Here is a 26,188-nt window from a genome sequence, read left to right on the forward strand (position 1 = left end):
GCTTTCCACTGACTCATGACGCCACCGCCTGCACGAGATCGAACGTGCCGTGCTCGCGGTAGTAGGTGTGCAGCCCGTCCCACAGACGGGCCCCGCCGCGGGGCGTGAGACGCGCATAACGCTTCGTGGACTGGTCGCCGCTGCCGTGCGTCACGAGGTGGCGAGCCGGCACTACCCACCCCGACTTGACGCCGAGCGCGGTCGGCTGGTTGTTGCGGACGGTGTCGCCGCGGACGATCATGCCGAGGCGTGCGGCGTGAGCGAACGCGTGATCGCGGAGGAAATGCGCACCAGGGAACGTGGCCTGGACGTGCGCCCGGAACCGGTTGGCAAAGTCGCTGAACGTCTCGAGCCCCTCTGCCTCCCGGTACATGACCGTCTCAGCCGCGACGGGCTCGAGCTCAGCGATCCGCTGATCCTTCGCCGCGAGCATCGCCTGCGCTTCGATCACAGCGAGAGCGATGAGTTCCACGCCGGTCGGCGCGACCGCGGTCTCCTGCTTCCGAGTCTGGACCGCGAAGTACTGCTGCAGTGCAGCGATCTCCGACTTCGACCCGTCCGCGTTCTGGAACAGGATGTAGCACGCGTACCGGGTGAGTTCGAGATCTTCGATCTGGCGGCGGGCACCGGACCCAACCTCGACCATCTTCGTGACCCCACGAAAATGGTCCGCAGCGTCCAGGCCGGACGCGTTCACGGATGCGATGGCCCGGTTGATCGCCTTCGACCAGTTCTCCCACCGCTCGTAGCCGGCGAAGGGCATGAGGTCGCGTGCGGACCAGACCTCACCATCGGTGAGGGTAACGATCTTGAGATCGTCCAGCTGCGCCGAGAGCGGGGCGAGCGCGCTCATGCGACACGCTCCGGCTTCTCCTCCGGGAGCGAAGCGATCCAACGCTCGGCTTCGCCGGCGGGGATGATCGGCTTCCGGTTGGGGTACTTCGGCCGCAGGTCGCCTCTATCGATCGCGTCGCGGATCGACGAGACGCTGAGGCCCACAGCCTCTGCCAGGTCGGGGATCGAGTATGCGAGCTTCGAGGTCATGCCGCAGCACCTTCCATGAATCGAGCCGGTCGGATACGCAGAAAGCCGCCGACACGGATCAGGTCGTTGACCGTCAGCGCGGCACCTCCGTGGAGGCGCGCGCTGAGGTCGACCTGGTCAATGTCGGCGGCTTGTGCAACCGTTGCCAGCGTGGCGGGGTGAGCGGCGATCGCGGCGGACACGTTGTCCGCCACTCTTCTCGCTCCCGAGTTGATGTCCATACTTGAAACATACACGTCCGAACAGACACCTGCAAGTCCCTACGGATGTTTCTGACTTCGCTTCTGGGATATTGCGTGTCTACTCTGGATATGTGCAGATCCCTGACGAACTGATCAACCAGACGACCGCGAACGTCCTGAAGGGCGTCATGCAGGAGTCCGGGCTGCAACAGAAGTCGTGGGCGCAGAAGTCCGGCATCTCACCCGTGACGCTGCAGAAGCTCCTTTCGGGCAAGCAGGCAATCAAGGTCCCGCAGCTGCTCGCACTGGCGCGCGCTTCGGTCCTCAGCCCTGAGGCCGTCATGGACCGCATCGACGAGGCCGTGCAGCGTGCCGTGTCCGACGCCCCGATTAGCCTCGACGCTCACCGGGCCAAGAAGCCCGCACAGATGACCGACGACGAGATCGACGCGCTGCAGGGGGTAGCGGGACGTGACGATGAACTTGAGCATGACCAACCGGAAGCTCCCTAAGGGATCCGCTTACGATCCATGGGAGCACGCAGACAACCTCGGTGTTGAGGTCGTCACACGCCCCCTACGAACCGCACACGGACTGTGGGTAGCGGAGCACCGAACGATCCTGATCCACTCTCGGCTCAGAGCCGGCGCGCAACGGCTGATCCTCGCGCACGAGATCGGCCACGCTGACCTGGCGCACCCAGACGACCGTCCGAAGCACGAACGGCAGGCAGACGAGTACGCGGCCCACAACCTGATCTGTCCGATCGAGTTGGAGGCCGCGTATAAGTGGTGTCCTGACGAACCCGCTTTGATAAGCGAGCTCGGGGTGACTAGGCGTCTATTTCGCGCGTACGTGCTGTCGGCTGCGTGAGCAGCGCTGAGAACTGTTCCATCGCGCCGCGTAGGCGGATCATGTCCCCGCGGGACTTGTAGGACCTGGTCATGCTGCGTGTCGAGTGTCCGACGATCTCCTGGATGAGGTCTTCGGGGACACCTGCGGCGTAGAGCAGGTCGACGGTGGTGTGGCGGACGTCGTGGAGCCTGATGGCGCGGTCGGGTCCGAAGGTGGCGCGCATGAGCTGGACCCACTGTTTCGAGTCCCAGTCCGGGTCGCGCGGTTTGCCCGCCGGTGTGGTGAAGAGCAGCCCGTGCGGGTTGGGTTGCATGCGTTCCTGGTGCGCCTCGAGCGTCTCGCGTAGCGGCGGCACGAGAGGGATGATCCGCCACCCGGCCCGGGACTTGGGGCGGGTGAAGTACAGGCCGCCTTCGATGTGACGGTACTCGTGGTCGGCGGGCACGTTGAGGTGCTTCTCCTCGCACGACGCGGCGCGTTTGAACCCGCACGGGTAGCGGCCCTCCGAGTCAGAGACATCGGAGCATCCGTGCGACCAGGTGATGCGCTGCAACTGCCAGGACAAGTCGAGGACGTCGTCGCTTTCGATGATTCGGTCCTGCTCGATTCCGATGACCTCCCCGCGCCGCGCTCCCGTCAGAAGGGACGTGGCCCACCGGGCACGGTCGTCTCGTTCCTTGATTGCGTCGATGAGCGCGATCGCTTCCTCGAGCGACATCACGTCGAGCTTGCGGTTCGCTTTACGGGGTGGGGTGACGTACTCGGCCGGGTTCATCGGGATGCGCCCCTCGCCGGCGGCATCGTGGAGTGAGCTCGCGAGGATGTGGTGCGCGTTGCGTGCGTAGGTTGACGACAGGCCCGCGTCGATGATGTCGCGGCGGAGGCGTTGCACGATCGCTGGGGTCACCTTGTCGAGCCGCATCGTCGCGCCGAGGGACGGGACGATGCGCGAGTTCACAGTCGACCGGTACGACGCATACGCCGCGGGGCGGAGGTTGGGGCGCGCGTAGTTCTCGAGCCAGTACGCGAACCAGTCGCCTACCGAGATCGAGTCGGTGCGGATGTTGCCCTTCTTCCGCAGCTCCTCCTGCGCCTCCTTGAGTTTCCGGATCGCAGTCGGCTTGTGCTTTGAGCGCACGTACTTACGGCGCCGGTCCTTCGCGCGGCCGGTGGGGTTGGCGAGCTCGACGGAACCCTGCCAGTAGCGGAGCGGCTTCGACTCGTCGGCGGGCACGCGCGAGAGCCCACCCTCACCCTTGCCCCTCACGCGGACTCCGAATCGGTCGTTTCGGAGCGCGGCGGGTGGCACTCGCAGTCGCACCGGTCGAACTTGCCGAGGGGCGCACATAGCTCGAGCGGACACAGCTCGCACTGCCTCATGCCTGCACCTGCTGATCGGACGGTCCCGAACACGTCACGGCGGCCGGGTCGAGCGTGCCCATACCCTTCGGGAACGCGACCTTGCAGCAAAGCGTGATGACGCTCGTGACAGTCACGGTTCCGTCCTCATTGCTACGCCCCGCCATGAGATGCGTGGTTGTGTCGCTCACTTCTCGCTCCCGTTCGTGTGATTGGTGCCGGCAGTGATGGCGAGCTGACTGTCGCGGAAGGCACCGTACATGGTGACCGTGCGCTCTCCGTCGAATGACGCCACCATGTAGGGCATCATCACCTCGTCGAGCGTCGCGAGCTGTGCATCGATGAGCGCAGACTGCGCTTCGAGCCAGTCCTTCGCGATCCGCCATGCGACACGGGCCGCTTGAGCGGGATTCTTCTGCGCTGGCTTCACCGCGGGATCTGCCTTCATCGCGGCCAGGACACCCTCGGTTCGGACGGGTAGCTCGAAGTCGCGCACGCCATAGTCGGTCTTCATCGTGAAGGCCAGACCCGATGCGACGCCCTGGTCGTCGTACATCGTGGCGATCCGCGTGACGCCTCGCCGTGCGAGCGCCGTGTTGATCTCCCCCATCGTCTTCTCGACAGCGATGGTCGTCGTGTAGTTGAGGATCGGCATCACTGACTCCTGCGTTGTGGGGACGTTGTCTCGGTCTTGGACCAGCGGACGCCGTTGTCCGCACGTACTCTTCTTTCGCGTTCGATCATGGTCACCGCTGTCCTCTCTCCGGCCTCCGTGTGGTGCATCCCATCCGTGCATCCTTAGCGGGATGCTCGCACGGGCTTAAGCAACACGCTACACGTCCGAACCGACGTACGGCAAGCCCAAATCGACACCTGCCGTTGGTTTCCGGTACCAAAGGTCGCAGGTTCGATTCCTGTCGGGGGCACCAGTGAGCAAAAGGGCAGTCGAGGATTCGACTGCCCTTCTGTGTACCCAGAGGTGTACCCATCGTGGGCACGGGCCGGTTCAGCCGGCGAGGTGGATGCCGAAATCGGTCCTGCCCGGATGGATGTCGCTGCGCAGCGACCGGGTGCCGCGGTAGTCACCGTCGCGGAGCGCCCGGTAGCGACGCGGCGTCTCGCTGTCGAGCCCGGCGATGCGGGCACGCAGGCGCTCGGCCTCACGGTCGACGCCCGCGGCATCCAGCCCGTCGGCGTCGTAGACGACGTGAAGGTCGAGGGTTTCGATCCCGACGTACCAGAGCGCGCCGTGCGTCAGCGGGAACAGGAGCGAGTCGAGGTCGCCGCTGATTCCGCGCTCCCCGATCGAGCGCTCGTCCTCTCCCACCGTCACGACGACGAGCGCACGCCGGCCGGCCAGCCCGCCGTCGCCGTAGCGCCGCGGGACACCGAGCTCCGGGTCCATGTCGCCATAGGCGAAGCCGTTGGTGAGCACGCGGTCGATCCACCCCTTGAGGATCGCGGGCGGCCCGTACCACCACAGCGGGAACTGCAGCACGAGCAGCTCCGCAGCGCCGAGCTTGCGCTGTTCCTCGAGCACATCGTCCGGGAAGGGGACGCGGCCGTACTCGCCTCCGGCAAGGCCCGACGCCCGCCCGATCGTCACGTCGAGCTCGCGGTCGGGGAACACCGGATTGAACCGCTGCGCGTACAGATCGGATGTCTCGACACTGCGCGTTCGCGACAGCTCGGCGACCCCGTCACGGAAGAGCCGGGCGTTGAAAGAGGTCGATCGCGGATGGGCGAGCACCCAGTGGGCGACGCCCGCCGTGGGCTCGTGCGAGATGGTCATGATTCCTCCGGTTCGGTGGCTGATGTCACGAGGGCGCGCAGGACGCGCGTGAGGGTGGAGCGCGCGGCCGCGGGACTCACGCGTTCGTCCAGCGCCGCCCGCGAGAGTGCGTCGCCGGCACCGACGAGAGCCTGCGCGCCGGCGTCATCGAGACGAACGCCGCACGAGGCGAGCACGTCGTCGCACAACGCGAGGTAGGCGCCTTCCGCCTCGCGCCGCACCTCGACGAGCATCGCGGATCCATCGAGCGCCGAGACGACGTCCGCCAGCTCGCGCCCCTCGGCCAGCGAGCAGTCGATGTAGGCTCCCGCGACGGCGCGGCACACGGCATCGAGCGCGAGCGGCTCGTCGGCGAGCGCCGCCGTGAGAGCCGCCCGCTGCTGCTCCTCGAACTCCCGGTAGAGCTCGGCCAGGGCGCCCGCGCGATCGCCGAAGTGGTCGTACACGACGGGCTTGGTCACCCCCGCGCGCTCGGCGAGCCGACCCAGCGTGAACTCGTCGGTCCCGCGCTCGCGGATCAGCTCGCGAGCGACCGCCAGCAGCTGCGCGCGCCGCTCGCGCCGCGGCATCCGCCGCTGTCGCCCACCGTCGCTCATCACGCCTCCCGCTAAGTTACTACCAGTAGCTTAGTGGGAGTCTCGGCACGATGGGCGCTCACCTGGCAGTTCCCGCCGCCACATCAAGCGGGATGGGGCGGGACCTGCCAACTGAACGAGCTGGCGCCGTCGGGTCAACTCGCGGGCGCCACCAACTCCGCCTCAGCGGCGCCAGGCAGCACCTCGCGCAGCAGATCGTCCAGTGTGACGACGCCGAGCAGACGATCACCGTCGACGACCGTCGCGAGCTGCACGTGTCCGCGGCGCATACGCGCGAGCGCGTCGTAAGCCGACGCATCGGGCGCGAGCACGAGCGCGTCACGGGCGATCTCGAGCGCCGGCGTCTCGGGAGCCACCGCGAGCGTGTCGCGAACGTGCGCGACGCGGCTCGAAGGCCCCTCCCCCACGAGGATGCGCAGGTGCGCGGAGGATGCGGCGGCCGCCTGCACATCGGCGGCACTGGCCGTCGCCGGCACCGCGGTGGGCACTCGGTCGGTACGGACGATGTCGCCGACCGTCAGCGACCCGAGGGCGATGGCGCGTGCGATCGGCTCGGAGTACTGCTCCTCGAGCGTTCCCGCGGCGCGCGAGTGCGCGACGATCTCGCGGATGGTGTCGGCGTCCTGACCGCCCGCGGCAGCCTTCTCGACGGGCTCGACACCCGAGGCCTTCACGAGCCGGTTGGCGATGTGATTGATCCACAGCAGGAAGGGACGCAGCGGCCAGGTCAGCGCACGGGCGGTGATGCCCGTCGCCTTCGCGGCCACCTCGGGGTGGGCGATCGCCCACGACTTGGGCGCCATCTCGCCGATGACGAGGTGCAGGAACGTCACCACGATGAGCGCCAGCATGAACGCGATGATGTCGGCAAGCACGTAAGGAAGTCCCCACTGCTCGAACACCGGAGCGAGCGCGTAGTCGATCGCGGGCTTGGTGATGGCACCGAGCAGGAACGTGCACGCCGTGATGCCGAGCTGGGCGAACGCGAGCATGACGGTCAGCTCGTTGACGCCGCGGAGAGCGGCACGCGCCGACGCGCTGCGGTCGGCCTCCTCTTCCAGGCGGTGGCGCCGAGCCGCGAGCAGCGCGAACTCAACGATGACGAAGAACGCGCTCGCCAGGATGAGCGCGATCGTGATGATCGTGACGACCCACCAGCTCATCGGGTGACCTCCTCGGTCGCGCCAGCCGCGACGACGGCATCGACGCCGACCTCGGGGCCGGCTTCAACGGCATCCAGATCCACCTCGTGCAGACGCACGACGAGCTCGGAGGGCACGAGACGGGCGACCTCGGCGACCTCGACATCCAGCCAGCGCTGCATCCGCAGCCCCTGCACCGTCTCGGACGCCCGCTCGGGCAGGTCGATGCGCACGACCGCGCCCTCGGGCGGCAGGTCACCGTGCTCGCTGATGATGAGACCTGCGATGGTCTCGGCGTCGTCGCGCGGCAGGTCGAAGCCGATCAGGCGCTCGACCTCGTCGAGATGGACGTCGCCAGGCAGACGCCAATGGTCCTCGCCGACGTTCACGATCTCGTGGACCTCGAGGTCGTGTTCGTCGGAGATCTCGCCGATGACCTCCTCGGTCAGATCCTCGATGGTGAGGATGCCGTCGAAGTTGCCGTACTCGTCGACGACGCAGGCGAGCTCGTTGCGCGTCTGCCGCATGCGGTCGAGGGCGACCGGCAGCTGCATCGTCGTCGGCAGCACGACCGCCTCGCGCATCATCGTCGAGACGGGCGCGTCGTCGTCGTGGCGGCCGCGGAGCAGGTCGATGAGCTCGACGACACCGACCGGGTCGTCCTCCTCGCCGATGACGGGATAACGGGTGTGGCCGGTCGCCATGAGCGCGCGCACCTCTCCGACGGTCGTGTCGGGCGAGATCGAGTCGATGCGCGAGCGCGGGACCATCGCGTGCTCGACGTCGCGCTGCGGGAAGTCGAGGATGCGGTCGATGATCATCGACAGATCGTCGGGCAGATCGCCGCTCGCGCGGGACTCCTCGATGATCGCTTCGAGGTCGCGCGCGGTCGCGCTCTCGTCGACGTCTTCCAGCGGCTCGATGCGCAGCAGCCGCAGCAGGGCGTTCGCGGCGACATCGAACACCGTGATGAGCCAGCCGAAGAGCATCAGGTAGATGCGGGTCGGAACCGCGAGGGCGCGGGCAAGGGGCTCCGGGCTGGCGATGGCGAGGTTCTTGGGATACAGCTCGCCGAAGATCATCGTCACGATGGTGGCCAGCAGCAGCGCGCCCACCGTTCCGATGAGCACCGAGACAGCCGGATCGATGCCGACGCCGCCCAGCAGCGTGCCGATGGACTCGCCGATGAGGGGCTCCGCGACGTAACCGATCAGCAGGCCGGTGACCGTGATGCCGAGCTGCGCGCCCGAGAGCATGAACGACGTGCGCTTGGTGATCGCGAGCACACGTGCCGCCTGGGCATCGCCCTTCTCGGCACGGGCGGCCATGCGCGACCGGTCGACGGACATGTACGCGAACTCCTGCGCGACGAAGAAGCCGCAGGCGGCGATGATCGCCAGTGTCAGCAGGATTCCCAACAGCAGCGTCAGGACTGCTTCGATCATTCGGATTCACCCCCTCTCTCAGCGAGGGGGTACGAAGATCGACCCTCCTGGTCGGTGGAGGAATGGCGATTGCTCACGGGTGTTCTTTCTCGATAGGGCACGGGTGGGCACTCACAGGATAGCGGGCCGTCGGCGAGAGCGGGCCGAGGCCTGCGCGGCACGGGGCACCGGAACCCGCGCCGAACGATCCGCACCACGAAGCGTCGCGGGCATGCGCGAAGAGGCCACAGCTACAGTGACGGGCATGTCCGGGAAAAGGGTCGGTCGCCCGCGCGTCGAGGACATCACCGAGGAACTTCTCCGGGAAGGCGAGCGGGTCCTCGCCGAGGAGGGCTTCTGCGCTCTCACGGTCGACGGCCTCGTGAGCCGGGCCGGGTCGACGCGCCCCACCTTCTATCGGCGGTTTCGAAGCACGGCCCACCTCGCCGTCGCCGTCTTGTCTCGCCGATTCGAACCGGGGCCGCTGCCCGATACCGGCTCGCTTGCCGGCGACCTTCGGGCGGTCCAGCGGGAGGGGATCGCTGTGCTCTCCGACCCGGTCGCTCGAAACAGCGTGGTCGACCTCGTGGGGGTCGCAAGGACGGACGAAGATCTCTCGGCGCTGCTCGACGCGGAGTTCATCCGCCCGCGCCGCGCCCGCGTGAAGCAGGTGATCGATGCCGCCTTTGCGCGACGAGAGACCGAGCCCCCGCACGTGGATGCCGATCAGGTCTACGACATGCTGATGGGCCCCCTCATCACACGCATGTTCTTGCCGCCGTACGCCCCGCCCGACGACGCTCTCGCCGAGAGCAGCGTTCGTTCCGCGCTCACTCGGCTCGGGTCGGACGACCTCGCCCGCCCGTGAGTCGCGCCGGCCTGGGGGTCAGTCGCGGGTGAGCCCGCTGCCGTCAGCCGACATCCGGAACGACGCGGTCTCGTAGTCGTCCTCAAGTGAGAAGTTGATCTCGATGGGCCCCGACTTCTCTCCAGATGACACCGCTTCGGCGCCACCCCACGTGCGCATGACCGTCGCCCCCGCGTCATCGACGGGGAGCCCGCTCTGGGACGCAGCCTCTTCCATGGCCGGAAGAATGCCTGCAAGATCGACGTCTTCCCATGAGAACGCTTCCGTGGCCGACTTCGGTTGAATCGACACGGCGCCGGAATGCTCCACCTGACCACCGCGGTACATCCACCTGTCGGTATGCGTGGTGCCGGCGGTGACGGGAGCCTCGACGATGACGAAATCCGGGGTGACGTAGATCGAGCTCACGCGGTCGTGGCCGATCTCGCGTTCGAGGGCGGCCTGGGCCTGGGCGAGCGGCCCGGGCTGACGCATGTCGACGTGCGCCCTGCCGTCGAGCACCGCCTCGACGGTCTGTGCCACCGCCTCCCGATAGGGCGCGACGACAGCGACGGCCACCGCGACGGCGACAGCCGTGAACACGAGCAGGCGCAGCGGCCGGCCGCGTCTGCCCACGCCGATCAGCGGCCCCTTGCGGCGCCCGCCGGAGATCCGGGTGTGGCTCGCGATGGGGACGAACCCAACCGACGACCGATCGGGGACCGTGAGGTTGCCGACCTCAGACGGTGAGAGCTCACCGTCGACGAAGGCGACCTCGGGTCCGCCGTCGAGAAGGATGGCGACCTGGCGCTGAACTCCGGGCTGGAACGCGGGAAGCTCCGTCAGGGCGACGACGGTGCGCAGAGTGGTCGCGTACGCCTCCCCCTGGATCGGCCGCACGGTCAGGTCGATCTCGCACAACGGCTGATCGTTGATCTGGGTACCGGTCTGCCGGATCGCATCGACGCGGGCGAGGCCGAGCCGCCGCGAATCGAGAGCGCGACGGAGATCGTCCTTCGATACCGCCACTCCCCCGGCCATCGATCGGCCGATGAGGATGAACGTCCCGCTGATGATCGCGACCGGAAGCGCGATGCTGATGATCGCCCAGCCGGCGTCCGGCGGCCCGACGTACTCGACCACCGCGCCACCGAGGAGCGCGCCGACAGCTGCGAAGAAGATCAGGCGGAGCACCATCCGACCCTATCGGCGGGATCTTTCGCGATCAGAATCCGTGGGTCCTGGGTACGCGGCTCACCCGGACCTCGGCGGTATCTCAGCCTCCTGTTAGGTTCTTCTCGTGTCGACGGACGAGAACGAGACCCCGCGCGCGCTCAGCCGCCGCGCGGTGCTGCTTGGATCCGTCGCGGCTGGCTCTTTGGTGCTCGCCTCTGCGACACCCGCCCGAGCCCTGACCTACAGCGTGAAGACGCCTGCCGAGCATGCCGCGCTTCCGATCGTCTGGGGGTACCCTTTCGCCAGCCGCGCGACGCGCGGATCCGGCGTCGACGGATACCCCGGGCAGACGTACAGCGGACACATCGGCGCCGACTACTACGTGACCCCCCGCATCGGGACCACGATCCTCGCGATCGCCGATGGCACCGTGACCGCCGTCGGGGATGACGGTGACGTGAGCCGCGGGGTGTTCGTAGTCGTCCAGCACGCTGCGGGTGTGCGTTCTGAGTACCTGCACATGGAACGTGGCAGCCCCATGGTGAGCGTGGGCCAACGCGTGTTCCGATGGACCCCGCTGGGCCGAACGGGGAACACAGGAGACGTGCGACCGCGCACGGAGGCCAACGCTCACCTCCATCTGGCGATCTTCTCGGGCCCCCACCGCACCGGAACGGTCTGGAACCCCGCGTGGCTCATCGAGGGAGCTCCGCTGCCGGCGACGTCGCCCACAGCGGCGACTCCGGTTTACCGGTTCTGGAGCGCTCGCTACCAGGGACACTTCTATACGGCGAGCTCGGCCGAGCGCGATGGCATCGCAGCTCGCTGGCCCGACATCTGGTCGTATGAAGGAACCGCCTATCGGGCGTTCACGACTCAGGTTTCCGGCACGGTGCCGCTCTTCCGCTTCTGGAGCGCCCAGTACAACGGCCACTTCTATACGACGGATGCCGGCGAGCGGGATGCGGTCATCGCTCGTTGGCCCGATATCTGGTCGTACGAGGGCACCGCGTTCTTCGTCTATCCAGCCGGCTCGTCCGCGCCCGATACGGTGACCGTCGCCCGGTTCTGGAGTCCGTCCGCACGGCACCACTTTTATACCGCGAGCGCGGAGGAGCGCGACGGCGTGATCGCGCGCTGGCCTGACATCTGGCAGTACGAGGGAGACAGCTTCCGTGTGCCCGCAAGCGTCGAGAACTGAGAACGAGGAGTACCCATGACCGGCATCGTCCTTCGGCGTCGCATCAGTGTGCCAGCCATCCTCGCATTCGCGCTGCTCACCGCGGGGTGCGCCACCCCGGGCATCGGCGGCGCGGCAGCACCCTCGCCATCGCCGACCCCGAGCGAGACCCTGTCACCGACGACTCAGCCGGAACCGTCCGCGACGCCGGACTCGACGACGCCCCCGATCTCCTCGCCGGCACCGTCCCTGTCGACATCCGATCTGCTCGATGCGTGCCTCGTCGCGGTCAGAGACGGAAACGCTCCGGCGTCCGAGCAACTCGATCGTTCCACGGTCGAGAGCGGTAGTGCCCGATCCGCGCTCCGCCCGGATGGCCTCTGGTACGTCGTCGTCCCCGTCACCGATCCCACGGTCGATGCGCCGCTCGAGTACGCGTGCCTGCTGAACGCCGACATGACCGTCGATGCGAGCTGGGGTCGAATCGCCCCGGACGCGGATGACTTCGATCAGTGGTCCACGGCTACGGAGCCTGCTGACGGCTTGTGACTCTGTGAACGTCGCGTCGTCCAGGCAAGAACACCCCGCTTGACGCGAAAATGCCCGGAGAGCAGGTCTCCGGGCACATCGATCGGGTCAGGACTTCTCGTCTTCTTCCGGTTCGAAAGTCGAGGCGGTTCCGGTGTGTCCGGCCGCGACGCCGTCCGGGTTGCTCGGGATGGTGCCGTCCTTGCCGAGACCTCCCGGCTCGCGCGTACCGTCGCCGTCGGTGTCGGCCGTGGAGACCTCGACGTCGGGTCCCTCGTAAGCGTTCTCGTCGGTCTCGCGACGGGTGTCATCGTTGCTCATGGCGTTCTCCTTCTCTTCGGCGACGGCCGATGCCGTCCGGTCTCAGATGAACGGAGCCAGTGCTCCGGCGGTCAGGGCGAGTGCGCCCGCGACAGCGCCCGAGGCGGTGGCCGTCATCCGCAGATGACGACGTGCGCGGGACTTCCGAGCCCGGTTTCCGGGCGCCTCGGTCGTCAGAAGCGAGTGCTGCGCTTCCTTCAGCGTTGCGAAGCGGCCGATGGGGGTGGCCTGACCGTCGAACGCGATGAAGTGCCCGTCAGAAGAGGTGTCGACGGATCCGACGAACTCCCCGTCGGTGGAGGCGACGTAGAAACCGGGGGCGACCGTCGACCAGGTGATCGTTCGGGCGGTGAGGATGCGCGGCGCTTCGGGGGCGCGCTCGAGCAGGGTCATGCTGCCGTCGCCAGCGCGCTCGGAGCGGTTGCGATGCTCTCGGCAGCGGCGATCGGGGCAGCAGGAGCCGCGTCGAAGTCCGCGAAGTCGACGACGAGGCCGGTGGAGGAAGTTGCCGCCCGTGCCATCTCGGTGAGCAGCGCCGAGTCGAGCTTTTCCATCTCCGCCCCGCCGAAGACGAAGCGGAGCGGGATCGCGGGCTGCAGCCAGATGGTCTGACGCCCCGCCGCGATGTCGGCGCCGTGACGCCAGGTGAGCGTGAAGCTCTCGGAGCGGCGGAGCTTGGTCGCGGTCAGCACCTTGAGGTGCGCGAGCAGGCGGTCCGGGATCTCGATCGACTCGGACGCGTTGCCGTAGAACAGCTGGCCCATTGTTGCTCCTCACAGATGCTGGATGACTTGTTGGGAACGCTACTAGTTGGGAAAGTATCTCGTCAAGTTAGATATCTGGTAAGGTAAAACGCATCAGCCAGGACCGCGGAGGTGTGCAGATGAGCGGCTTCTTCTACAACGACGATCGTCAGCGCGCGACCAGCGCGCTCGAGGCGTTGCGTCTCTACCAAGCGGCCGAGGCGGCGATGCGACGCCGCACGCGCGAGTCGATGTCGATGGGAGAGAACGAGCTGCTGGTCATCCGTCAGCTTCTGCGCGCGCAGTCGCGCAACGTTCCCGTGAAGCCGGGGGACGTCGCTAAGTACCTCGGCATCTCCACGGCCAGCACGACGAGCCTTCTCGACCGCCTCGAGTCCGCCGGCTACCTTCGTCGCGTGCCGCATCCGAGCGACCGGCGCAGCGTCTATCTCGAACCGACGGAACGCGCAGACGACGAGGTCCGTTCCACACTGTCGGCCATGCACGACCGTATGCATCAGGTGGCCGACGAGACCACGCCCGAGGCGACCGCGGCCGTGATCGACTTCCTCTCGCGGATGCAAGATGCGGTCGACTCCGTCGAACCGGCCCCTAGTCTGCGGCGCCAGCGCGGAGCAGCGCCGGCCGGCTGATCCGTCAGCTTCGACGCGGCTGGCAGGCGGGACACCACCACGTGCGCCGCTGTTCCGAATCGCCCGCGACCTCGGCGCGCACGAGGATGCGCGTCCCGCACCTGAGGCACGGTTTGCCGGCGCGGCCGGCCACCCAGTGCGCGCTCCCCCGACGCGCGGTGCCGGTGGTCACCTGATACATACCGGGCACTGTCGCGGAGAAGCGCAGAGCGCGCGCGGCACGGGCGACGAGCGACTCGAGGTCAGCGGTCGCAATGGGGTCGAACGGGTGGACACCCGAGAGGAACGCGAGTTCGTTCACCCAGAGGTTCCCCAGACCCGCGATGTTGCGCTGATCGAGCAGAGCGCCGGCGAACGTCCGATCCGGACGAGCATCGAGCCGCCGAAGGGCCTCGACGGCATCCCAGTCGTCGCGCAGCGGGTCCGGCCCCAGGTGACCGAGCGCAGTCGCGACGCCGTTCGCGCGCAGCAGTTCGACGACGGGCATGTCGATGCCCCACAGCGTCGCGCCGTCGTCCAACTCGGCTCGCACACGCACGGCCGGCTGCACGCGCACGGGAACGACGCGCCCCGAACGGGTGACCGTCCACGACCCCTGCATCAGAAGATGCGTGTGGAGTGCGAAATCGGGATCCAGCCAGGTGATCAGATGTTTGCCCCGGGTCTCGAGCCCAGCGATCCGCCAACCGGCGAGGGATGTCCCGGCCGCCGGGCCAGAGCGCAGTTCTCCGGACGAGATCGTCCGATCCACGACCTGAGGCCGGAGCCGGGCTGCCATGCGGAAGACGCTGTCACCTTCCGGCACGGGCTCCCCCGGACATCACGCCGACCTCATTCCTCCAGTCTGCCGCGGGCGCCTAGCCTCGGCTCCGAGAACCGTCAACTGCTCGAAAAACGCTTCGGAAGCGATGACGATGTGGGCATGACTGAGATCACCGCCCACAAGGGCCTCTTCAACGACATCGAGCTGCACGTCGACGACACCGGCGGATCGGGTCGCCCGGTCGTGCTGATCCACGGCTGGCCGCTGTCGGCGGAATCGTGGTCCGAGCAGATTCCCGCGCTCACCGCCGCCGGGTACCGCGTCGTCGCCTACGACCGCCGCGGCTTCGGGCGCAGCGACAAGCCTCGCTCGGGCTACGACTACAACACGTTCGCTCAGGACCTGGCATCCGTCCTCGACACCCTCGACCTGCGCGACGTGACCCTGGTCGGCTTCTCGATGGGAGGCGGCGAAGTCGCCCGTTATGTCGCCAATCACGGCCAGGATCGGCTGCGGAGCGTCGTGTTCGCCGCCGCGGTGCCGCCGTACCTCGCGCAGACGCCCGATAACCCGGAGGGCCCGCTCACACAGGAGGCCGCCGACGAGATGGAGAACGGCCTCCGCGCGGATGAAGCGACCTTCTACGACGGCTTCACGACCGCCTTCTTCTCCGTCGACGGCGAGCTCAAGGTCACGGAGGAGCAGCGCCAGGAGGCCCTCGCGCTCGCGCGCCAGGCCGACCACCACGCGGCACTGAAGTCGATGGAGGCGTGGGCGACGACCGACTTCCGCCGCGATCTGGCCGCGGTGACCGTGCCCGCGCTGATCATCCACGGCGACGGCGACGGCACCGTCCCCTTCGAAGGCTCGGGCAAGCGGACCCACGAGCAGCTTCCGGGCAGTGAGCTGGCGCTCATCGAAGACGCACCTCATGGCCTCAACGTGAGCCACGCCCGCGAGTTCAACGACGCCCTGCTCGCCTTCCTCGCGAAGTAGGCCTGCTCCGCTCGACGACGATGGGCCGTCCCGCAGCAGCGGCGACGGCCCATCGTGGCGTAGAGGCCCGAAGACTCAGAGGTCCAGCTTCTCGTTGCGGCCCTCATAGGTCTCACCGGTGATCTTCGACTTGATCAGGCCGATGGCGGTCGCGATGCGTCCGCCGGCACTGCTCCAGTACTCCCCCGAGATCGCGTCGACCCGCAGCAGCGTGATGCTGGGGTCGTCCGGGCCGTCGGGGAACCAGGCCTCGAGAGTGCTCGACCAGTAGTGTTCGAGGCGAGCGCGGTCGTCGACGACAGTCGCCTCACCGGCGAGCGAGACCCACGCGTCGTCCTTGCTGAGGGCGACGCCGACGGCGGGCCGCGAGGCCACGTGCGTCGCGACGGACGATCCGCGGTCGACGACGAACCAGAGGTCTCCGTCGAACTCGGCCTCCTGCACCGTCAGCGGGCGCGCTGTGAGCTTCCCCGATTCGTCGACCGTCGTCACCATGGCGAACCGGAACTCGGGCAGCAGCTCCGCCAGGATCGCGCGGGGGTCTTCGTTGTCACTCATCGTTTCTCCTTCGATCTGGCGTGGTCGTCATCCGTGGGTCCAGGCTCGCACCGGGACCAGCCCTCGGTCGCCGTCTTGACAGCCGACTCGATGCGCGACAGTCGCGCGACCCCTCAACCGCCCGAGGGGTTCTCGAGCGGCTGACCGTCGCCATCGGTCGTCGTGTCGGCATCTCCACCATGGCCCTCCGGTGCGGGCTCGTCGGGCGCCGCGCTCGGAGCCCCCGGAAAGGCCGATGCCCCGCCGGTGGCGGTTCCGGTCTCGATGTCGTCGCCGGGGATGTCGGGACGCTCTCGGTCACTCATGTGTTCGTCCTCTCGTCGTTGCGTGACCGCGACGCTACGCACCGAGCCGGCGCGGACCGAGGGTATTGACACACGTGAGGCACGGATCATCCCGCAGGGGGATGCTTCTCAGCCGATCGACCGACGCGTCGCAGGGCCACCGCTTCGTAGCGTCGAACTGTGACCGCCGCTCCCCTCTCTCCCCTCGACCGCATCCACCTCGCCGCCGGCCGCGGTCGCGCCCTGCTCGGCTCGATCCTGGGCAACATCGCCATCCTCGGCATCATCGCCCTAGCGGCGCTCGTCGTGCCGATCGCCGCCGCTCTCGTCTTCGGTCCCGCGCTCCTCGCTCGGCTGTGACCCTCGCGCCGCAGTCCTGCTCGTGGCCGGAACGAGCTTCAAGCCGATGACAGCGACCACGATGCCGGCGATGAAGACCACCTTGCCCGGAGCGAACGCCTCAGCGCCCGTCGCGATCGACCAGGTCACGGTCAGCGCCGCGCCCACCCCCACCCAGACCGCGTAGGCCGTACCGATCGGAATGTGCTTCATAGCGCGTCCGAGCCCGAGCATGCTGAGCAGCAGACCGATGGCGAACACGACACTCGGCACGGGGTGGCGTAGCCCGTCCGATTCGCCCAGGGCCGTCGCCCAGACAGCCTCGCAGACCGCGCTGGCGAGCAGGATCGTCCATGCACGCGTCATGTCAGCTCACCACCTTGAGGCCGACGACGCAGGCGACCAGGAGCAGAAGCAGGAGGATGCGCGCGGTCGACGCGCGCTCGCGACGGGTCACCATCGCCCACACGACAGTGAGCGTCGCTCCGACCCCGACCCAGACGGCGTAGGCGGTGCCGGTCGGCAGCTCGGTCATCGCGTATGCGAGGCCCGCCATGCTCGCGGCGAGCGCGACGACGAAGAGCGACGCGGGCCGTTTGCGGCGGAATCCCTCGGATGCCGCGAGCGCGGCAGCCCATACCGCCTCGAGGACGCCGGCTGCGATCAGGATCACCCATGCCATGACAGACCTGTCCGAGTCAGTCTTGTCCGTTGCGGGTACTGCTCCCTCGTCCGCGGGCCCCGCGTCGGGGCCCCGCGACCCAGCGTAGCCGCGGGTCAGGGCGCGGGGACGAGGAACAGCGCGTCGAGGAGACCCGGATTGTGCGCGTGGACGAGCACGCCGAAGACGACCGCGTCGAAGAGAAGGTGCACCGTCACGACGTAGGTGAGCGACCGCGTGCGCAGGAAGATGTAGCCCTGCAGGAGCGCGAACGGGATGGTCAGCACCGGTCCCCAGGCGCGGTAGCCGAGCTCCCAGAGGAATGAGACGAACACGATCGTCTGCAGGACGTTGGCCGAGACATCGGCGAAGTGCCGCCGGAGCAGCGCGAAGCAGGTGCAGATGAAGAACAGTTCGTCCCAGATGCCTACGGCGCCGACGCCGACGAAGAGGCGCGCGATGAGGTCGGGGGTGTCGACGACGGGCCAGTTGGTGTAAACGCCCGACGTGATGAAGTAGAACGGCAGGATCAGCCAGCCGAGCACGAGGACCGCGGCGAGCCAGGCCCACTGGAAGGTGGTCCAGCGCCCTCCGCCGCGCCAGGGGAAGCGAATGGCGTGATCGCGATACACGAAGCGCGAGACGAGGTACGGCAGCAGCACCGCCCCGCCCAGCGCGAGGGTGAAGCGCAGCATCGCGAGGTTGTCGAGCTCGGCCTTCAGGTCGATGAGGCTCACGACGACGAGACCGAGGGCGATCAGGGAGAGATCGCGCGCCAGCGAGGGCCGCGTCTCCTCACCCACCCGCCAGCGGTCGACGCCGAGAGCCGAGACGAGCCCCAGGACCAGCAGCGTCCACCCGAGCCAGGGCTGCAGCAGCACGAAGAACGCCGGCGCCGCCAGGCAGACCAGAAGGGCGGGCACGGTGCTCGCCGAGACGACGGGGCGGGCGGCCAGTCCCGGGTGCGTCTTCACGGCGTCCGCCCTCCGTCAGACCGCGTCGGTACGGCGATAGGCGAGGTCGCGGATGTCGCGCCCCTTGGCGATGCCCTTCCGCTCGAAGGCCGTCATCACGCGGCCCTCGAAACGCGGCGCCCAGTCATCCTCGAAGTCGGGGACGAAGCCCGCGGCATCCCCCATCACTTCGCGCATCTGGCGCGCGTAGTCCTCCCAGTCGGTCGCGAGTCGGAGCACGCCCCCGGGCTTGAGCGCCCGCGCCGCCAGCGGCGTGAAGTCGGGCGAGATGAGGCGCCGCTTCGTGTGACGCGTCTTGTGCCACGGGTCGGAGAAGAAGATCCAGAGCTCGTCGACGGATGCCGCGGGCAGCAGGTGCTCGAGTACCTCGGGCGCGTTCGCTTCGACGAGGCGGAGGTTCCGCACGCCCGCACGATCGGCGTCGAGCATGGTGCGGGCGAGCCCCGCCCGGAACACCTCCACGGCGAGGAAATCCGTCTCCGGCGCGGCCTGTGCAGCCGCGACGATCGCGTGCCCCTGGCCGGAGCCGATCTCGACCACGAGCGGCGCACTGCGACCGAACAGCGCGGCGGGGTCGACCTCCGAGCCCGGCCGGACGCTCAGCACAGCCTGATCCCGTTCGACGGGGACGTTGTAGAAGCCGCCGAGCTGGTTCCAGGCGCGCTCCTGTCCGTCGCTCATCCGCCCGCTGCGGCGGGCGAACGACACGGGCCGCTCGCGGTAGCGGGGTTCGTCACCGGTGTCGGGCGCGTCGGTCTGCGGCATGAGTCCAGGGTATCGAGCGACGGGAGGTGCGCCGAGCGGACCTGGGGCGTCAGGCCGTGACGAAATCGATGAGCTCCTCGACCCGGCCCAGCAGCGCAGGATCCAGGTCGCGGTACGTCCGAACCGATCCGAGAATGCGCTGCCAGGCATGCGCGATGTCGGCCTGGTCCTCGGCGGGCCAGCCGAGCGCCCGGCAGACGCCGGTCTTCCACTCGATGCCCCGCGGCACCTGCGGCCACGCGCGGATGCCGACGGCCTCGGGGCGCACGCACTGCCAGACGTCGATGTGGGGGTGCCCGACGATCCTGAGGTGGGCACCGTGCGGACCACGCAGGATCTGCTCCGCGATGCGGGTCTCCTTCGAGCCCGCGACCAGATGGTCCACGAGCACCCCGTAGCGACGCTCGGCAGAGGGCGGCTCGTCTCGGAGGAGGTCCTCCAGCAGGTCGATCCCCTGCAGGTACTCGACCACGACGCCCTCGACGCGGAGGTCGGCGCCCCAGACCTTCTCGACGAGTTCGGCGTCGTGTCGTCCCTCGACCAGGATGCGCGACGCGCGTGCCACGCGCGCCCGTTGCTGCGGCGCGACGAACGACCCCGAAGCGGTACGCAGCCGACCCGCGGGCTGTGCGGCCTTCGGAGCGACGAGCTTGACGGGCTCGCCGTCGACGAGGAAGCCGCCCCCGAGCGGGAACAGACGCACCTTGCCGAGGCGGTCCTCGAGTTCCACGTTCCCGCCGCGGACGGCCACGACCGCTCCGCAGTAGCCGTCGGCCGCCACCTCGACGACGAGATCGGGATCGGCGGGCACCTCCGGCACCACCTTGCGTCCGGCATCGCGCCATCCGGCTGCGAGCACATCGGTGCCGTATCTGTCGTCCATGGTTCCTCCCGCCTCGCGCGCCGTCGGGCCGCGGGTCAGCGTAACCGCGGCCGTTCCCGTCGCCGGGTATCCGCGCCGCGATTCCGCTGGCCGCTGATTCACAGTCCCGGCATAGGCTCAGGCACGACGCCCTCAATAGAGTGGAGACGAGGCCGGTCCTCCGACCTCGGAAGGGGAACGGATGCGCGTGCTCCGAGCGGTGACGCTCTCGATCCTGGCGAGCCTGATGTTCGTCGCGGGCGGCTCCGCCGCGGCCTGGGCGACCGACCCGGTCGACCTCGGCTCGGGACGCGTCGTGGATCAGGCCGACGCGCTGACTCCAGGCGAAGAGCGTGCCGTCGACGAGAGGCTCACCGCGTTGAGCTCGGAGGCGGGCATCGACCTGTGGGTCGTGTACGTCGACGCGTTCACCAGCCCGTCCGACGCCGAGGGCTGGGCCAACGCGGTCGCCGAGCGCGGCGGCCTCGGCGTGGACCAGTATGTACTGGCGATCGCGACCGAGCAGCGCAACTTCTACCTGTCGGGCGACACCAACGGCCCCGTCGACGGCGAGACGCTCGGCGACATCGAGACGCGCGACATCCTTCCAGAGCTCCGGTCGGAGGATTGGGGCGGCGCCGCGTTCGCCGCCGCCGGCGGACTCGCGGCGGCGGTCGGTGGATCCGGCGGCGGAGCCGGCGGCGCGACGGGCGGCGCGGGCATGTCGGGCCTGACGATCGTCCTCGGAATTCTCGCGGTCGGTGCCGTGATCGCCGTCATCGTCGTCCTGGTGCGCCGTCGTCGGGCGGGCGCCGGCCCCGGCTCCGCCCGTGGCGCGGCCGCCGAGCCGATCGAGGAGCTCGCCCGGCGCTCCGCCAGCGCGCTCGTGGCAGCCGACGACGCCATCCGGACGAGCGAGCAGGAGCTCGGCTTCGCGACGGCGCAGTTCGGCGACGAGGCGGCAACCGCTTTCGCCGAGACCCTGGCGCAGGCACGCCGAGACCTCGACGAGGCGTTCACGCTGCAGCAGCGCCTCGACGACGATCAGCCCGACACCGAGGCGGACGTCCGCGTGATCCACACCCGCATCCTCGAGCTGTGCGCGCACGCCGACTCCGAGCTCGACGCGCGCGCCGAGGAGTTCGACCGTCTGCGCGACCTCGAGCAGAACGCCCCCGAAGCGCTCGTTCGCATCCAGCAGGAACGCGGCGCCGCCGGAACCGGGCTCGACGGGGCGGTCGCCTCTCTCGAGCGGCTTCGATCGGCCTACGCCCCCGAGGAACTCGCCACCATCGGCGACAACCCCGAGCAGGCGCGCAGCCGCCTCGACTACGCCGACGAGCAGCTCGCGACGGCGCAGCGTGCGATCGCCGCGGGCGACGGCGCTGCGGCGGCCGTGTCATTGCGTGCCGCCGAAGGAGCCGTCGCGCAGGCCGCTCAGCTGGAGGCCGCGGTCGAGAAGGTCGCCGTGGATCTCGCCACCGCCGAGCGCGATGCTGCGGCGCTCATCACGGACCTCGAACAGGACGTTGCGGCAGCGGTCGGCGTACCCGATCCCGACGGCACGCTCGCCGCGGTCGCGTCGGCCACCCGGCAGCACATCGACGCCGCCCGTTCCCAGCTGACCGGCGAGCACCGTCGCCCGCAGGCCGCGTTGTCCACGCTGCTGGGCGCGAACTCGGCGATCGACGCCGCGCTCGCCGGAGCCCGGGATGCCGCGCAGCGAGCCGCCCGCGCGCGACAGACGCTCGAACAGCAGCTGCAGCAGGCCCGGGCGCAAGTATCGGCCGCCGAGGATTACATCGGCACGCGACGCGGAGCCGTCGGGGCGACGGCCCGCACGCGAGTCGCCGAAGCTCGCGCGTCGCTCGACCGGGCGGAGGCGACCGCGCAGATCGACCCCGAGCGCGCGCTGGCCGACGCAACACGTGCGACGCAGCTGAGCGGACTCGCGATCGACGCGGCACGCACCGATGTCGGCGGCTTCGCAACTGGCTCCCCCGGATCGAACTCGAACGGCATGATGGGTGCCATGATCGGCGGCATGGTGCTGAACTCGCTCCTCGGGGGCGGGTCGTCCGGACGCCGCTCGTCGGGCTTCGGCGGCAGCGGCTTCGGCGGCGGCTTCAACGGCTCGCGCGGCGGGTTCGGCGGCGGTTCACGCGGTCGCAGCGGCGGCGGCGGGTTCGGTGGCGGCCGCTCTCGGCGCGGCGGCGGCCGATTCTGACGACTTCTCCCTCTTCCCGACCACCCACGAAAGGAACCCCGATGGCAAAGCAGTCCATCTTCGGTCGCATCTCGACGCTCGTGAAGGCGAACATCAACGCCCTCCTCGACCAGGCCGAGGACCCGCAGAAGATGCTCGACCAGCTCGTGCGGGACTACACCAACTCGATCGCCGACGCGGAGTCGGCGATCGCCGAGACGATCGGCAACCTGCGCCTGCTCGAGCGCGACCACCAGGAGGATGTCCAGGCCGCGGCAGAGTGGGGCAACAAGGCCCTCGCCGCGAGCCGGAAGGCCGACGAGCTGCGCGCGGTGGGCAACACCGCCGACGCCGACAAGTTCGACAACCTCGCGAAGGTCGCGCTGCAGCGTCAGATCAGCGAGGAGAACGAGGCCCGGACCATCGCGCCGACGATCGCGACCCAGACCGAGGTCGTCGAGAAGCTCAAGGACGGCCTCAACGGCATGAAGGTCAAGCTCGACCAGCTCCGCGCGAAGCGCTCCGAGCTGCTCGCGCGCGCGAAGACTGCCGAGGCGCAGAACCGCGTCCACGACGCCGTCAAGTCGATCGACGTACTCGACCCGACGAGCGAGCTCGGACGCTTCGAAGACAAGGTCCGCCGCCAGGAGGCGCTCGCCGCCGGCAAGCAGGAACTCGCCGCCTCGAGCCTCGACGCGCAGTTCGAGAGCCTCGAGGACGTGGGCCAGCTCACCGAGGTGGAGGCGCGACTCGCCGCGCTGAAGACGGGCGGAGCCGCCGGCGCCATCGAGCGCTGAGTGCCGATGTCGACGCCCGGGCCGGCTCTGCCGCCCGGGCGTCGACGCTCGAACCGCTGAGAACGCCCGACGAAGGACGAAGGAATGACCCGATTCATCGTGGTCCCGCAATGGCAGGGCTCGCCCTCAACTCGATCGATGACGCTGATCGACGGCGCTGACGCGATCGCGGGCGACCTCCCGCGCAGCGCGACCGTCCGGGTCGACGTGCCGATCGAGGCCGGCGAGGCGCTCGGCAGCGGCATCCGGCGGTTCAGCTCGCTCCAGCGCACCCGCGACCTGGTCACGGCCACCCTCACCGAGGCCGACGGTGCCGCGGACGGCGCGAGCCCGAGCGGCCACGTGCTGGTCGTCGGCGGCGACTGCGGAGTGGCCGTGCCGGCGATCGCGCATGCGGCCGCGCTGCATCCCGACATGGCCGTCGTCTGGTTCGACGCGCACGCCGACCTGCATACCCCCGAATCGTCCTCCTCGGGTGCGTTCGCGGGGATGGCCCTGCGCGCGGTGTTCGAGACGACCCCGTTGTCACCGGATGCCGCGGTGCCCGCCGATCGCATCGTCCTTGCGGGCGCCCGCGAGTTCGACGACGCAGAGACCGATGCGGCGAAGATCGCGGGTCTGACGCATCTCGGCGTCGACGATCTGGCCGATCCCGCCCGTCTGGCGGACGCGGTCGCTGCCACCGGCGCCGGCTCGGTCTACGTTCACGTCGATCTCGACGTCCTCGACCCCGCGGCGATCACGGGTGTGAGCGCGGCCGTGCCGTTCGGAATCGACATCCCAACCCTCACCAACGCGATCGGCATCCTGCGCGGGCGGTTCTCGTTCGCCGGAGCGTCCGTCTCCGGGTTCGCTCCGCCGCATCCCGAGGCCGTCGTGGACGACATGGGCTCCGTGCTGCGGGTCGTCGGGGCTCTGGCGTGAGCAGCGTCCGGATGCCGCCCGCCGGATGGCGGCAGCGAGCCGACGCGGCGGTCGCGCGAGGCGCGGCGGTGGACCGGCTCATCCCCCGGATGCTGCTGGACTCCTCCGTCAGCGAGTTCGGCGCCCGGGCGGGCACCGCCTTCGGGTTCGTCTGGGGCACGCTGTGGTCGACCGGCCGCGTCGAACGACGTCAGGGGCTGTGGGTCTTCCGCGGGATGCCGGAATGGACGTTCGGCCGCGGGGGCGTCTGCGTCGGGTCGTGCTTCCTGACCGGCGACCGTGAACCGAGCGAGCGGATCCTCACGCACGAGGCCGTGCACGCTCGGCAGTGGCGGCGATACGGGCTGCTCATGCCGTTGCTCTACCTGATCGCAGGGCGCGATCCCCTGCGCAACCGATTCGAGATCGACGCGGGACTGGCCGACGGCAACTACATCCCGCGGCACGCCGAGAGCCGCTGACGGACCTCAGCGGGCGGTCGTGAGCCCGAAGCGCTCGGGCGTGTGAATCGACGCGGCGGTCATTCCGCAGCGCGCGGTGAGGTGATCGACGATGTCGACCGTGCCGAGGAATCCGCCCAGCAGGTGCACGCGCGTCGCCTTCGCGGCATCCGTGCACAGCATCTCGTCGGCCCACGCGGTGACCGCGCGAGAGAGCGCCTCGCCCGACCCGCAGCCCCGGCCCGAACCCGGAGCACCGGTTCGGCGTGAACGGTCGAGCCAGGTCACGACCATGCGGGCCGGCGCCGACACGGTGCCGATCCAAGCGGCGTCGGGCACCTCGATGAAGACCCGGCCGGTCGAGCACAGCGGCAGGGTGGCGAGGAGCGCCTCGAGCTCGGCGAGCGAGTGCTCGTCGGCCGTCACCAGGTGCTGCACCCGGACGTGCTTCGAGGCGCGGCAGGCGGCGGCGCTGTGGAGCTCGGTCATGATGACTCCACTATACCCGCGGTGTAGGCATGCCTTACCTACGTAGCCGAAACCGGACGGCCCCCCGAGGTCTCACATCAGGATGATGCGGCGCAGCTCGGCGAGCTCGTCGTCGGCGAGTCCATGCGACCGGAGGTAGTCGGCCGGGGAACCGAATCGCTCGCGCAGGTCGGCCAGGAGCGCGCGCATCACCGGCGCCGGCGACCGCGTGGCCAGGTCGACCAGCTGCGGGGCGTCGGGGTGGTGCGCGCGGAGATACGCGAGGATCGGCGCGTTGCGCTCGGCCGGCAGCAACGTCTCCGTGCGGGCGTAGTCGTCGACGACGGCATCCTCGTCCACTCCCGCTGCCGCGAGGATCATCGCGATCGTCACTCCGGTGCGGTCCTTGCCGATCGTGCAGTGCACGAGCACCGGCTGATCGGCGATGACCCCGCGGACGACCTCGAGCACGCGCGGAGCCGAGTCGTCGATGAGCGAGCGATACATCGACTCGAGCGACATGTCGGCGCGGAACAGCGAGGCGACCGATCCCAGGAACAGCGGCACCCGCTGGGTCTCGATGGAGAGATCTCCGAGCACCGTGGGCTCGGAGCGCACCTCGTCGTCGTCGCGCAGGTCGATGATGCGACGCAGCCCGAGCGCGCCGAGAGCGCGGCGCCCGGCGTCGTCGACGCGGAAGAGGTTGCCCGAACGGTAGAGCACGCCCGATCGTGTCGAGGTGTTTCCCGCCCGCAGGCCGCCGGTGTCGCGGAAGTTCAGGGCTCCCGGCACCGACAGCGATGCCGCGCCGCTCATCCGCCGGGACGCGGGAGCGGCGGCACGGGGTACCGGCCCGCGATCGTCAGGCGATTGAACGCGTTGATCGAGATGAAGAGCCAGCTCAGCGCGACGTACTCCGCCTCGGAGAAGACCCCGCCCACGCGGTCGTACAGCTCGTCCGAGACGCCCTCGTCGGCGATGTGCACATACGCCTCGGCGAGCTCGAGAGCCGTACGCTCGCGTTCGTCGAAGACCCCCGACTCGCGCCAGGTGGCGAGCTGGGCGATCTCGTCGGCCGTCACACCGGCAGCCACCGCCCGACCCACATGCACACGCACGCAGTAGGCGCAGCCGTTGAGCTGCGAGCTGTGGACGAGCGCGAGCTCTTTCAGACGCTCGTCGATGCCGGCATCCTGCGCGATGGTCCCGACCGTGCGGGCGAACGCGTCGAGCGCGTCGTAGGCCGGACGAGCCGCCTTGGCGAGATGGATGCGCCGCTCCGGATTCATGCGTCAACCCTATCCACCGC

The 26,188-nt window shown here is 69.1% G+C and carries 37 protein-coding genes and 1 riboswitch; of the genes, 12 read left to right on the forward strand and 25 right to left on the reverse strand.

All coding sequences use genetic code 11. The annotated features are described in order from the left end of the window. Window positions 1-13: 13 nt before the first annotated feature. Genes VC184_RS11545 through VC184_RS11555 form a run of 3 tightly spaced genes read right to left on the reverse strand, consistent with a single transcriptional unit; the run spans window position 14 to window position 1,265 of the window. On the reverse strand, window positions 14-853 hold the full coding sequence (locus VC184_RS11545) for a hypothetical protein (RefSeq protein ID WP_323986256.1): 840 nt from the start codon (window positions 851-853) through the stop codon (window positions 14-16). Then, complete coding sequence (locus VC184_RS11550; RefSeq protein ID WP_323986258.1) at window positions 850-1,044, reverse strand: MerR family transcriptional regulator; 195 nt, start codon at window positions 1,042-1,044, stop codon at window positions 850-852. The genes VC184_RS11545 and VC184_RS11550 overlap by 4 nt, the downstream gene beginning before the upstream one ends. Then, window positions 1,041-1,265: a hypothetical protein gene (locus VC184_RS11555; RefSeq protein WP_323986260.1), complete on the reverse strand. Its 225-nt coding sequence runs from the start codon at window positions 1,263-1,265 to the stop codon at window positions 1,041-1,043. The genes VC184_RS11550 and VC184_RS11555 overlap by 4 nt, the downstream gene beginning before the upstream one ends. 92 nt (window positions 1,266-1,357) lie before the next feature. Between VC184_RS11555 and VC184_RS11560 the strand changes: the two genes are divergently transcribed. Together VC184_RS11560 and VC184_RS16365 are read left to right on the forward strand one after the other, a co-directional pair. After that, window positions 1,358-1,738: a helix-turn-helix domain-containing protein gene (locus tag VC184_RS11560; protein WP_323986261.1), complete on the forward strand. Its 381-nt coding sequence runs from the start codon at window positions 1,358-1,360 to the stop codon at window positions 1,736-1,738. Next, window positions 1,716-2,099 (forward strand): ImmA/IrrE family metallo-endopeptidase, encoded by a 384-nt coding sequence (locus tag VC184_RS16365; RefSeq protein ID WP_407667106.1) that lies wholly within the window; start codon window positions 1,716-1,718, stop codon window positions 2,097-2,099. Before VC184_RS11560 ends, VC184_RS16365 begins: the two co-directional genes overlap by 23 nt. On the opposite strand, the gene VC184_RS11565 is transcribed toward VC184_RS16365, so the two are convergent. The 7 genes from VC184_RS11565 to VC184_RS11595 all read right to left on the reverse strand — a co-directional run bounded on the left by VC184_RS11565 (window position 2,059) and on the right by VC184_RS11595 (window position 8,415). Next, on the reverse strand, window positions 2,059-3,348 hold the full coding sequence (locus tag VC184_RS11565; RefSeq protein ID WP_323986263.1) for a tyrosine-type recombinase/integrase: 1,290 nt from the start codon (window positions 3,346-3,348) through the stop codon (window positions 2,059-2,061). The two genes, VC184_RS16365 and VC184_RS11565, sit on opposite strands and share 41 nt — an antisense overlap. 109 nt (window positions 3,349-3,457) lie before the next feature. Next, window positions 3,458-3,631: a hypothetical protein gene (locus VC184_RS11570; protein ID WP_323986265.1), complete on the reverse strand. Its 174-nt coding sequence runs from the start codon at window positions 3,629-3,631 to the stop codon at window positions 3,458-3,460. Beyond that, the gene (locus VC184_RS11575) at window positions 3,628-4,095 is read right to left on the reverse strand and encodes a hypothetical protein (RefSeq protein WP_323986266.1); all 468 of its coding nucleotides are present in this window, start codon (window positions 4,093-4,095) and stop codon (window positions 3,628-3,630) included. Before VC184_RS11575 ends, VC184_RS11570 begins: the two co-directional genes overlap by 4 nt. A gap of 351 nt (window positions 4,096-4,446) precedes the next feature. Further along, a complete protein-coding gene (locus VC184_RS11580) occupies window positions 4,447-5,232 on the reverse strand; it encodes an NAD(P)H-dependent oxidoreductase (RefSeq protein WP_323986267.1) in 786 nt (261 codons plus the stop codon). Continuing rightward, on the reverse strand, window positions 5,229-5,828 hold the full coding sequence (locus VC184_RS11585; RefSeq protein WP_323986269.1) for a TetR/AcrR family transcriptional regulator: 600 nt from the start codon (window positions 5,826-5,828) through the stop codon (window positions 5,229-5,231). The genes VC184_RS11580 and VC184_RS11585 overlap by 4 nt, the downstream gene beginning before the upstream one ends. A gap of 134 nt (window positions 5,829-5,962) precedes the next feature. Next, the gene (locus VC184_RS11590) at window positions 5,963-6,991 is read right to left on the reverse strand and encodes a CNNM domain-containing protein (protein ID WP_112617286.1); all 1,029 of its coding nucleotides are present in this window, start codon (window positions 6,989-6,991) and stop codon (window positions 5,963-5,965) included. Beyond that, complete coding sequence (locus VC184_RS11595) at window positions 6,988-8,415, reverse strand: hemolysin family protein (RefSeq protein WP_274178812.1); 1,428 nt, start codon at window positions 8,413-8,415, stop codon at window positions 6,988-6,990. The genes VC184_RS11590 and VC184_RS11595 overlap by 4 nt, the downstream gene beginning before the upstream one ends. 211 nt (window positions 8,416-8,626) lie before the next feature. Here VC184_RS11595 and VC184_RS11600 point away from each other — a divergent pair, with 211 nt between their 5' ends. Further along, window positions 8,627-9,262 (forward strand): TetR/AcrR family transcriptional regulator, encoded by a 636-nt coding sequence (locus tag VC184_RS11600; RefSeq protein WP_323986272.1) that lies wholly within the window; start codon window positions 8,627-8,629, stop codon window positions 9,260-9,262. Window positions 9,263-9,280: 18 nt separating this feature from the next. Here the strand turns inward: VC184_RS11600 and VC184_RS11605 are convergent, their stop codons facing one another. Next, window positions 9,281-10,435, reverse strand: a complete 1,155-nt coding sequence (locus VC184_RS11605; RefSeq protein ID WP_323986275.1) for a hypothetical protein — start codon at window positions 10,433-10,435, stop codon at window positions 9,281-9,283. Between the two features lie 106 nt (window positions 10,436-10,541). Here VC184_RS11605 and VC184_RS11610 point away from each other — a divergent pair, with 106 nt between their 5' ends. Together VC184_RS11610 and VC184_RS11615 are read left to right on the forward strand one after the other, a co-directional pair. Then, complete coding sequence (locus VC184_RS11610) at window positions 10,542-11,618, forward strand: peptidoglycan DD-metalloendopeptidase family protein (protein WP_323986277.1); 1,077 nt, start codon at window positions 10,542-10,544, stop codon at window positions 11,616-11,618. A gap of 15 nt (window positions 11,619-11,633) precedes the next feature. Further along, entirely contained in the window at window positions 11,634-12,146 is a 513-nt protein-coding gene (locus VC184_RS11615; protein ID WP_323986279.1) for a hypothetical protein, read from the forward strand. A gap of 87 nt (window positions 12,147-12,233) precedes the next feature. On the opposite strand, the gene VC184_RS11620 is transcribed toward VC184_RS11615, so the two are convergent. From VC184_RS11620 to VC184_RS11630, 3 genes are read right to left on the reverse strand one after another with little or no spacing between them, the layout of a single operon-like run. Then, the gene (locus VC184_RS11620) at window positions 12,234-12,446 is read right to left on the reverse strand and encodes a hypothetical protein (protein WP_114588477.1); all 213 of its coding nucleotides are present in this window, start codon (window positions 12,444-12,446) and stop codon (window positions 12,234-12,236) included. Between the two features lie 42 nt (window positions 12,447-12,488). After that, window positions 12,489-12,839 (reverse strand): peptide ABC transporter permease, encoded by a 351-nt coding sequence (locus tag VC184_RS11625; protein WP_274178815.1) that lies wholly within the window; start codon window positions 12,837-12,839, stop codon window positions 12,489-12,491. Then, window positions 12,836-13,210: a DUF7882 family protein gene (locus tag VC184_RS11630; protein ID WP_323986281.1), complete on the reverse strand. Its 375-nt coding sequence runs from the start codon at window positions 13,208-13,210 to the stop codon at window positions 12,836-12,838. The genes VC184_RS11625 and VC184_RS11630 overlap by 4 nt, the downstream gene beginning before the upstream one ends. Before the next feature lie 119 nt (window positions 13,211-13,329). On the opposite strand from VC184_RS11630, the gene VC184_RS11635 reads away from it, so the two are divergent. After that, complete coding sequence (locus tag VC184_RS11635; RefSeq protein WP_323986283.1) at window positions 13,330-13,842, forward strand: MarR family winged helix-turn-helix transcriptional regulator; 513 nt, start codon at window positions 13,330-13,332, stop codon at window positions 13,840-13,842. Window positions 13,843-13,846: 4 nt separating this feature from the next. On the opposite strand, the gene VC184_RS11640 is transcribed toward VC184_RS11635, so the two are convergent. Beyond that, window positions 13,847-14,620, reverse strand: a complete 774-nt coding sequence (locus tag VC184_RS11640) for a DNA-formamidopyrimidine glycosylase family protein (RefSeq protein WP_282501326.1) — start codon at window positions 14,618-14,620, stop codon at window positions 13,847-13,849. Window positions 14,621-14,764: 144 nt separating this feature from the next. Here VC184_RS11640 and VC184_RS11645 point away from each other — a divergent pair, with 144 nt between their 5' ends. Continuing rightward, window positions 14,765-15,601, forward strand: a complete 837-nt coding sequence (locus tag VC184_RS11645) for an alpha/beta fold hydrolase (protein ID WP_323986285.1) — start codon at window positions 14,765-14,767, stop codon at window positions 15,599-15,601. A 75-nt stretch (window positions 15,602-15,676) separates the two neighbouring features. Here VC184_RS11645 and VC184_RS11650 read toward each other — a convergent pair whose 3' ends face one another. Both VC184_RS11650 and VC184_RS11655 read right to left on the reverse strand, forming a co-directional pair. Beyond that, window positions 15,677-16,159, reverse strand: a complete 483-nt coding sequence (locus VC184_RS11650) for a pyridoxamine 5'-phosphate oxidase family protein (RefSeq protein ID WP_274178820.1) — start codon at window positions 16,157-16,159, stop codon at window positions 15,677-15,679. 113 nt (window positions 16,160-16,272) lie between these two features. Next, window positions 16,273-16,464 (reverse strand): hypothetical protein, encoded by a 192-nt coding sequence (locus tag VC184_RS11655; RefSeq protein WP_274178821.1) that lies wholly within the window; start codon window positions 16,462-16,464, stop codon window positions 16,273-16,275. Between the two features lie 159 nt (window positions 16,465-16,623). On the opposite strand from VC184_RS11655, the gene VC184_RS11660 reads away from it, so the two are divergent. Beyond that, window positions 16,624-16,803 carry a hypothetical protein gene (locus VC184_RS11660; protein ID WP_112617295.1) on the forward strand — a complete coding sequence of 60 codons (180 nt, stop codon included), beginning with the start codon at window positions 16,624-16,626 and terminating at the stop codon, window positions 16,801-16,803. On the opposite strand, the gene VC184_RS11665 is transcribed toward VC184_RS11660, so the two are convergent. The 5 genes from VC184_RS11665 to VC184_RS11685 form a co-directional block, all read right to left on the reverse strand. Next, window positions 16,735-17,148 carry a DMT family transporter gene (locus VC184_RS11665; protein WP_282501328.1) on the reverse strand — a complete coding sequence of 138 codons (414 nt, stop codon included), beginning with the start codon at window positions 17,146-17,148 and terminating at the stop codon, window positions 16,735-16,737. The genes VC184_RS11660 and VC184_RS11665 overlap by 69 nt on opposite strands. A gap of 1 nt (window position 17,149) precedes the next feature. Continuing rightward, window positions 17,150-17,464: a DMT family transporter gene (locus VC184_RS11670; RefSeq protein ID WP_114588482.1), complete on the reverse strand. Its 315-nt coding sequence runs from the start codon at window positions 17,462-17,464 to the stop codon at window positions 17,150-17,152. A 10-nt stretch (window positions 17,465-17,474) separates the two neighbouring features. Beyond that, window positions 17,475-17,540: riboswitch (guanidine-III (ykkC-III) riboswitch) on the reverse strand. Between the two features lie 19 nt (window positions 17,541-17,559). Continuing rightward, window positions 17,560-18,417, reverse strand: a complete 858-nt coding sequence (locus VC184_RS11675) for a CPBP family intramembrane glutamic endopeptidase (protein ID WP_323986288.1) — start codon at window positions 18,415-18,417, stop codon at window positions 17,560-17,562. 15 nt (window positions 18,418-18,432) lie between these two features. Beyond that, window positions 18,433-19,182: a tRNA (guanosine(46)-N7)-methyltransferase TrmB gene (gene trmB / locus VC184_RS11680; RefSeq protein WP_274178824.1), complete on the reverse strand. Its 750-nt coding sequence runs from the start codon at window positions 19,180-19,182 to the stop codon at window positions 18,433-18,435. Window positions 19,183-19,231: 49 nt separating this feature from the next. Then, on the reverse strand, window positions 19,232-20,065 hold the full coding sequence (locus VC184_RS11685; protein ID WP_269267769.1) for a DUF3097 domain-containing protein: 834 nt from the start codon (window positions 20,063-20,065) through the stop codon (window positions 19,232-19,234). Window positions 20,066-20,246: 181 nt separating this feature from the next. Here VC184_RS11685 and VC184_RS11690 point away from each other — a divergent pair, with 181 nt between their 5' ends. From VC184_RS11690 to VC184_RS11705, 4 genes are all read left to right on the forward strand, one after another. Next, the gene (locus VC184_RS11690; protein WP_323986290.1) at window positions 20,247-22,271 is read left to right on the forward strand and encodes a TPM domain-containing protein; all 2,025 of its coding nucleotides are present in this window, start codon (window positions 20,247-20,249) and stop codon (window positions 22,269-22,271) included. A gap of 41 nt (window positions 22,272-22,312) precedes the next feature. Further along, window positions 22,313-23,047: a PspA/IM30 family protein gene (locus VC184_RS11695; RefSeq protein ID WP_112617301.1), complete on the forward strand. Its 735-nt coding sequence runs from the start codon at window positions 22,313-22,315 to the stop codon at window positions 23,045-23,047. An 84-nt stretch (window positions 23,048-23,131) separates the two neighbouring features. Then, window positions 23,132-23,971, forward strand: coding sequence for an arginase family protein (locus VC184_RS11700; protein ID WP_323986292.1), 840 nt, complete (start codon window positions 23,132-23,134; stop codon window positions 23,969-23,971). Window positions 23,972-23,982: 11 nt separating this feature from the next. Further along, window positions 23,983-24,432 (forward strand): Fe-S oxidoreductase, encoded by a 450-nt coding sequence (locus VC184_RS11705; RefSeq protein ID WP_323987763.1) that lies wholly within the window; start codon window positions 23,983-23,985, stop codon window positions 24,430-24,432. Between the two features lie 6 nt (window positions 24,433-24,438). Here the strand turns inward: VC184_RS11705 and VC184_RS11710 are convergent, their stop codons facing one another. From VC184_RS11710 to VC184_RS11720, 3 genes are all read right to left on the reverse strand, one after another. Next, window positions 24,439-24,900 carry an SIP domain-containing protein gene (locus VC184_RS11710; RefSeq protein ID WP_274178828.1) on the reverse strand — a complete coding sequence of 154 codons (462 nt, stop codon included), beginning with the start codon at window positions 24,898-24,900 and terminating at the stop codon, window positions 24,439-24,441. A 72-nt stretch (window positions 24,901-24,972) separates the two neighbouring features. Continuing rightward, window positions 24,973-25,695 (reverse strand): tyrosine-protein phosphatase, encoded by a 723-nt coding sequence (locus VC184_RS11715; protein ID WP_282501330.1) that lies wholly within the window; start codon window positions 25,693-25,695, stop codon window positions 24,973-24,975. Next, a complete protein-coding gene (locus VC184_RS11720) occupies window positions 25,692-26,168 on the reverse strand; it encodes a carboxymuconolactone decarboxylase family protein (protein ID WP_274178830.1) in 477 nt (158 codons plus the stop codon). The genes VC184_RS11715 and VC184_RS11720 overlap by 4 nt, the downstream gene beginning before the upstream one ends. Between the last annotated feature and the right edge of the window lie 20 nt (window positions 26,169-26,188).

This window comes from Microbacterium plantarum, from assembly GCF_035231185.1.
GTDB classification, from domain to species: domain Bacteria; phylum Actinomycetota; class Actinomycetes; order Actinomycetales; family Microbacteriaceae; genus Microbacterium; species Microbacterium plantarum.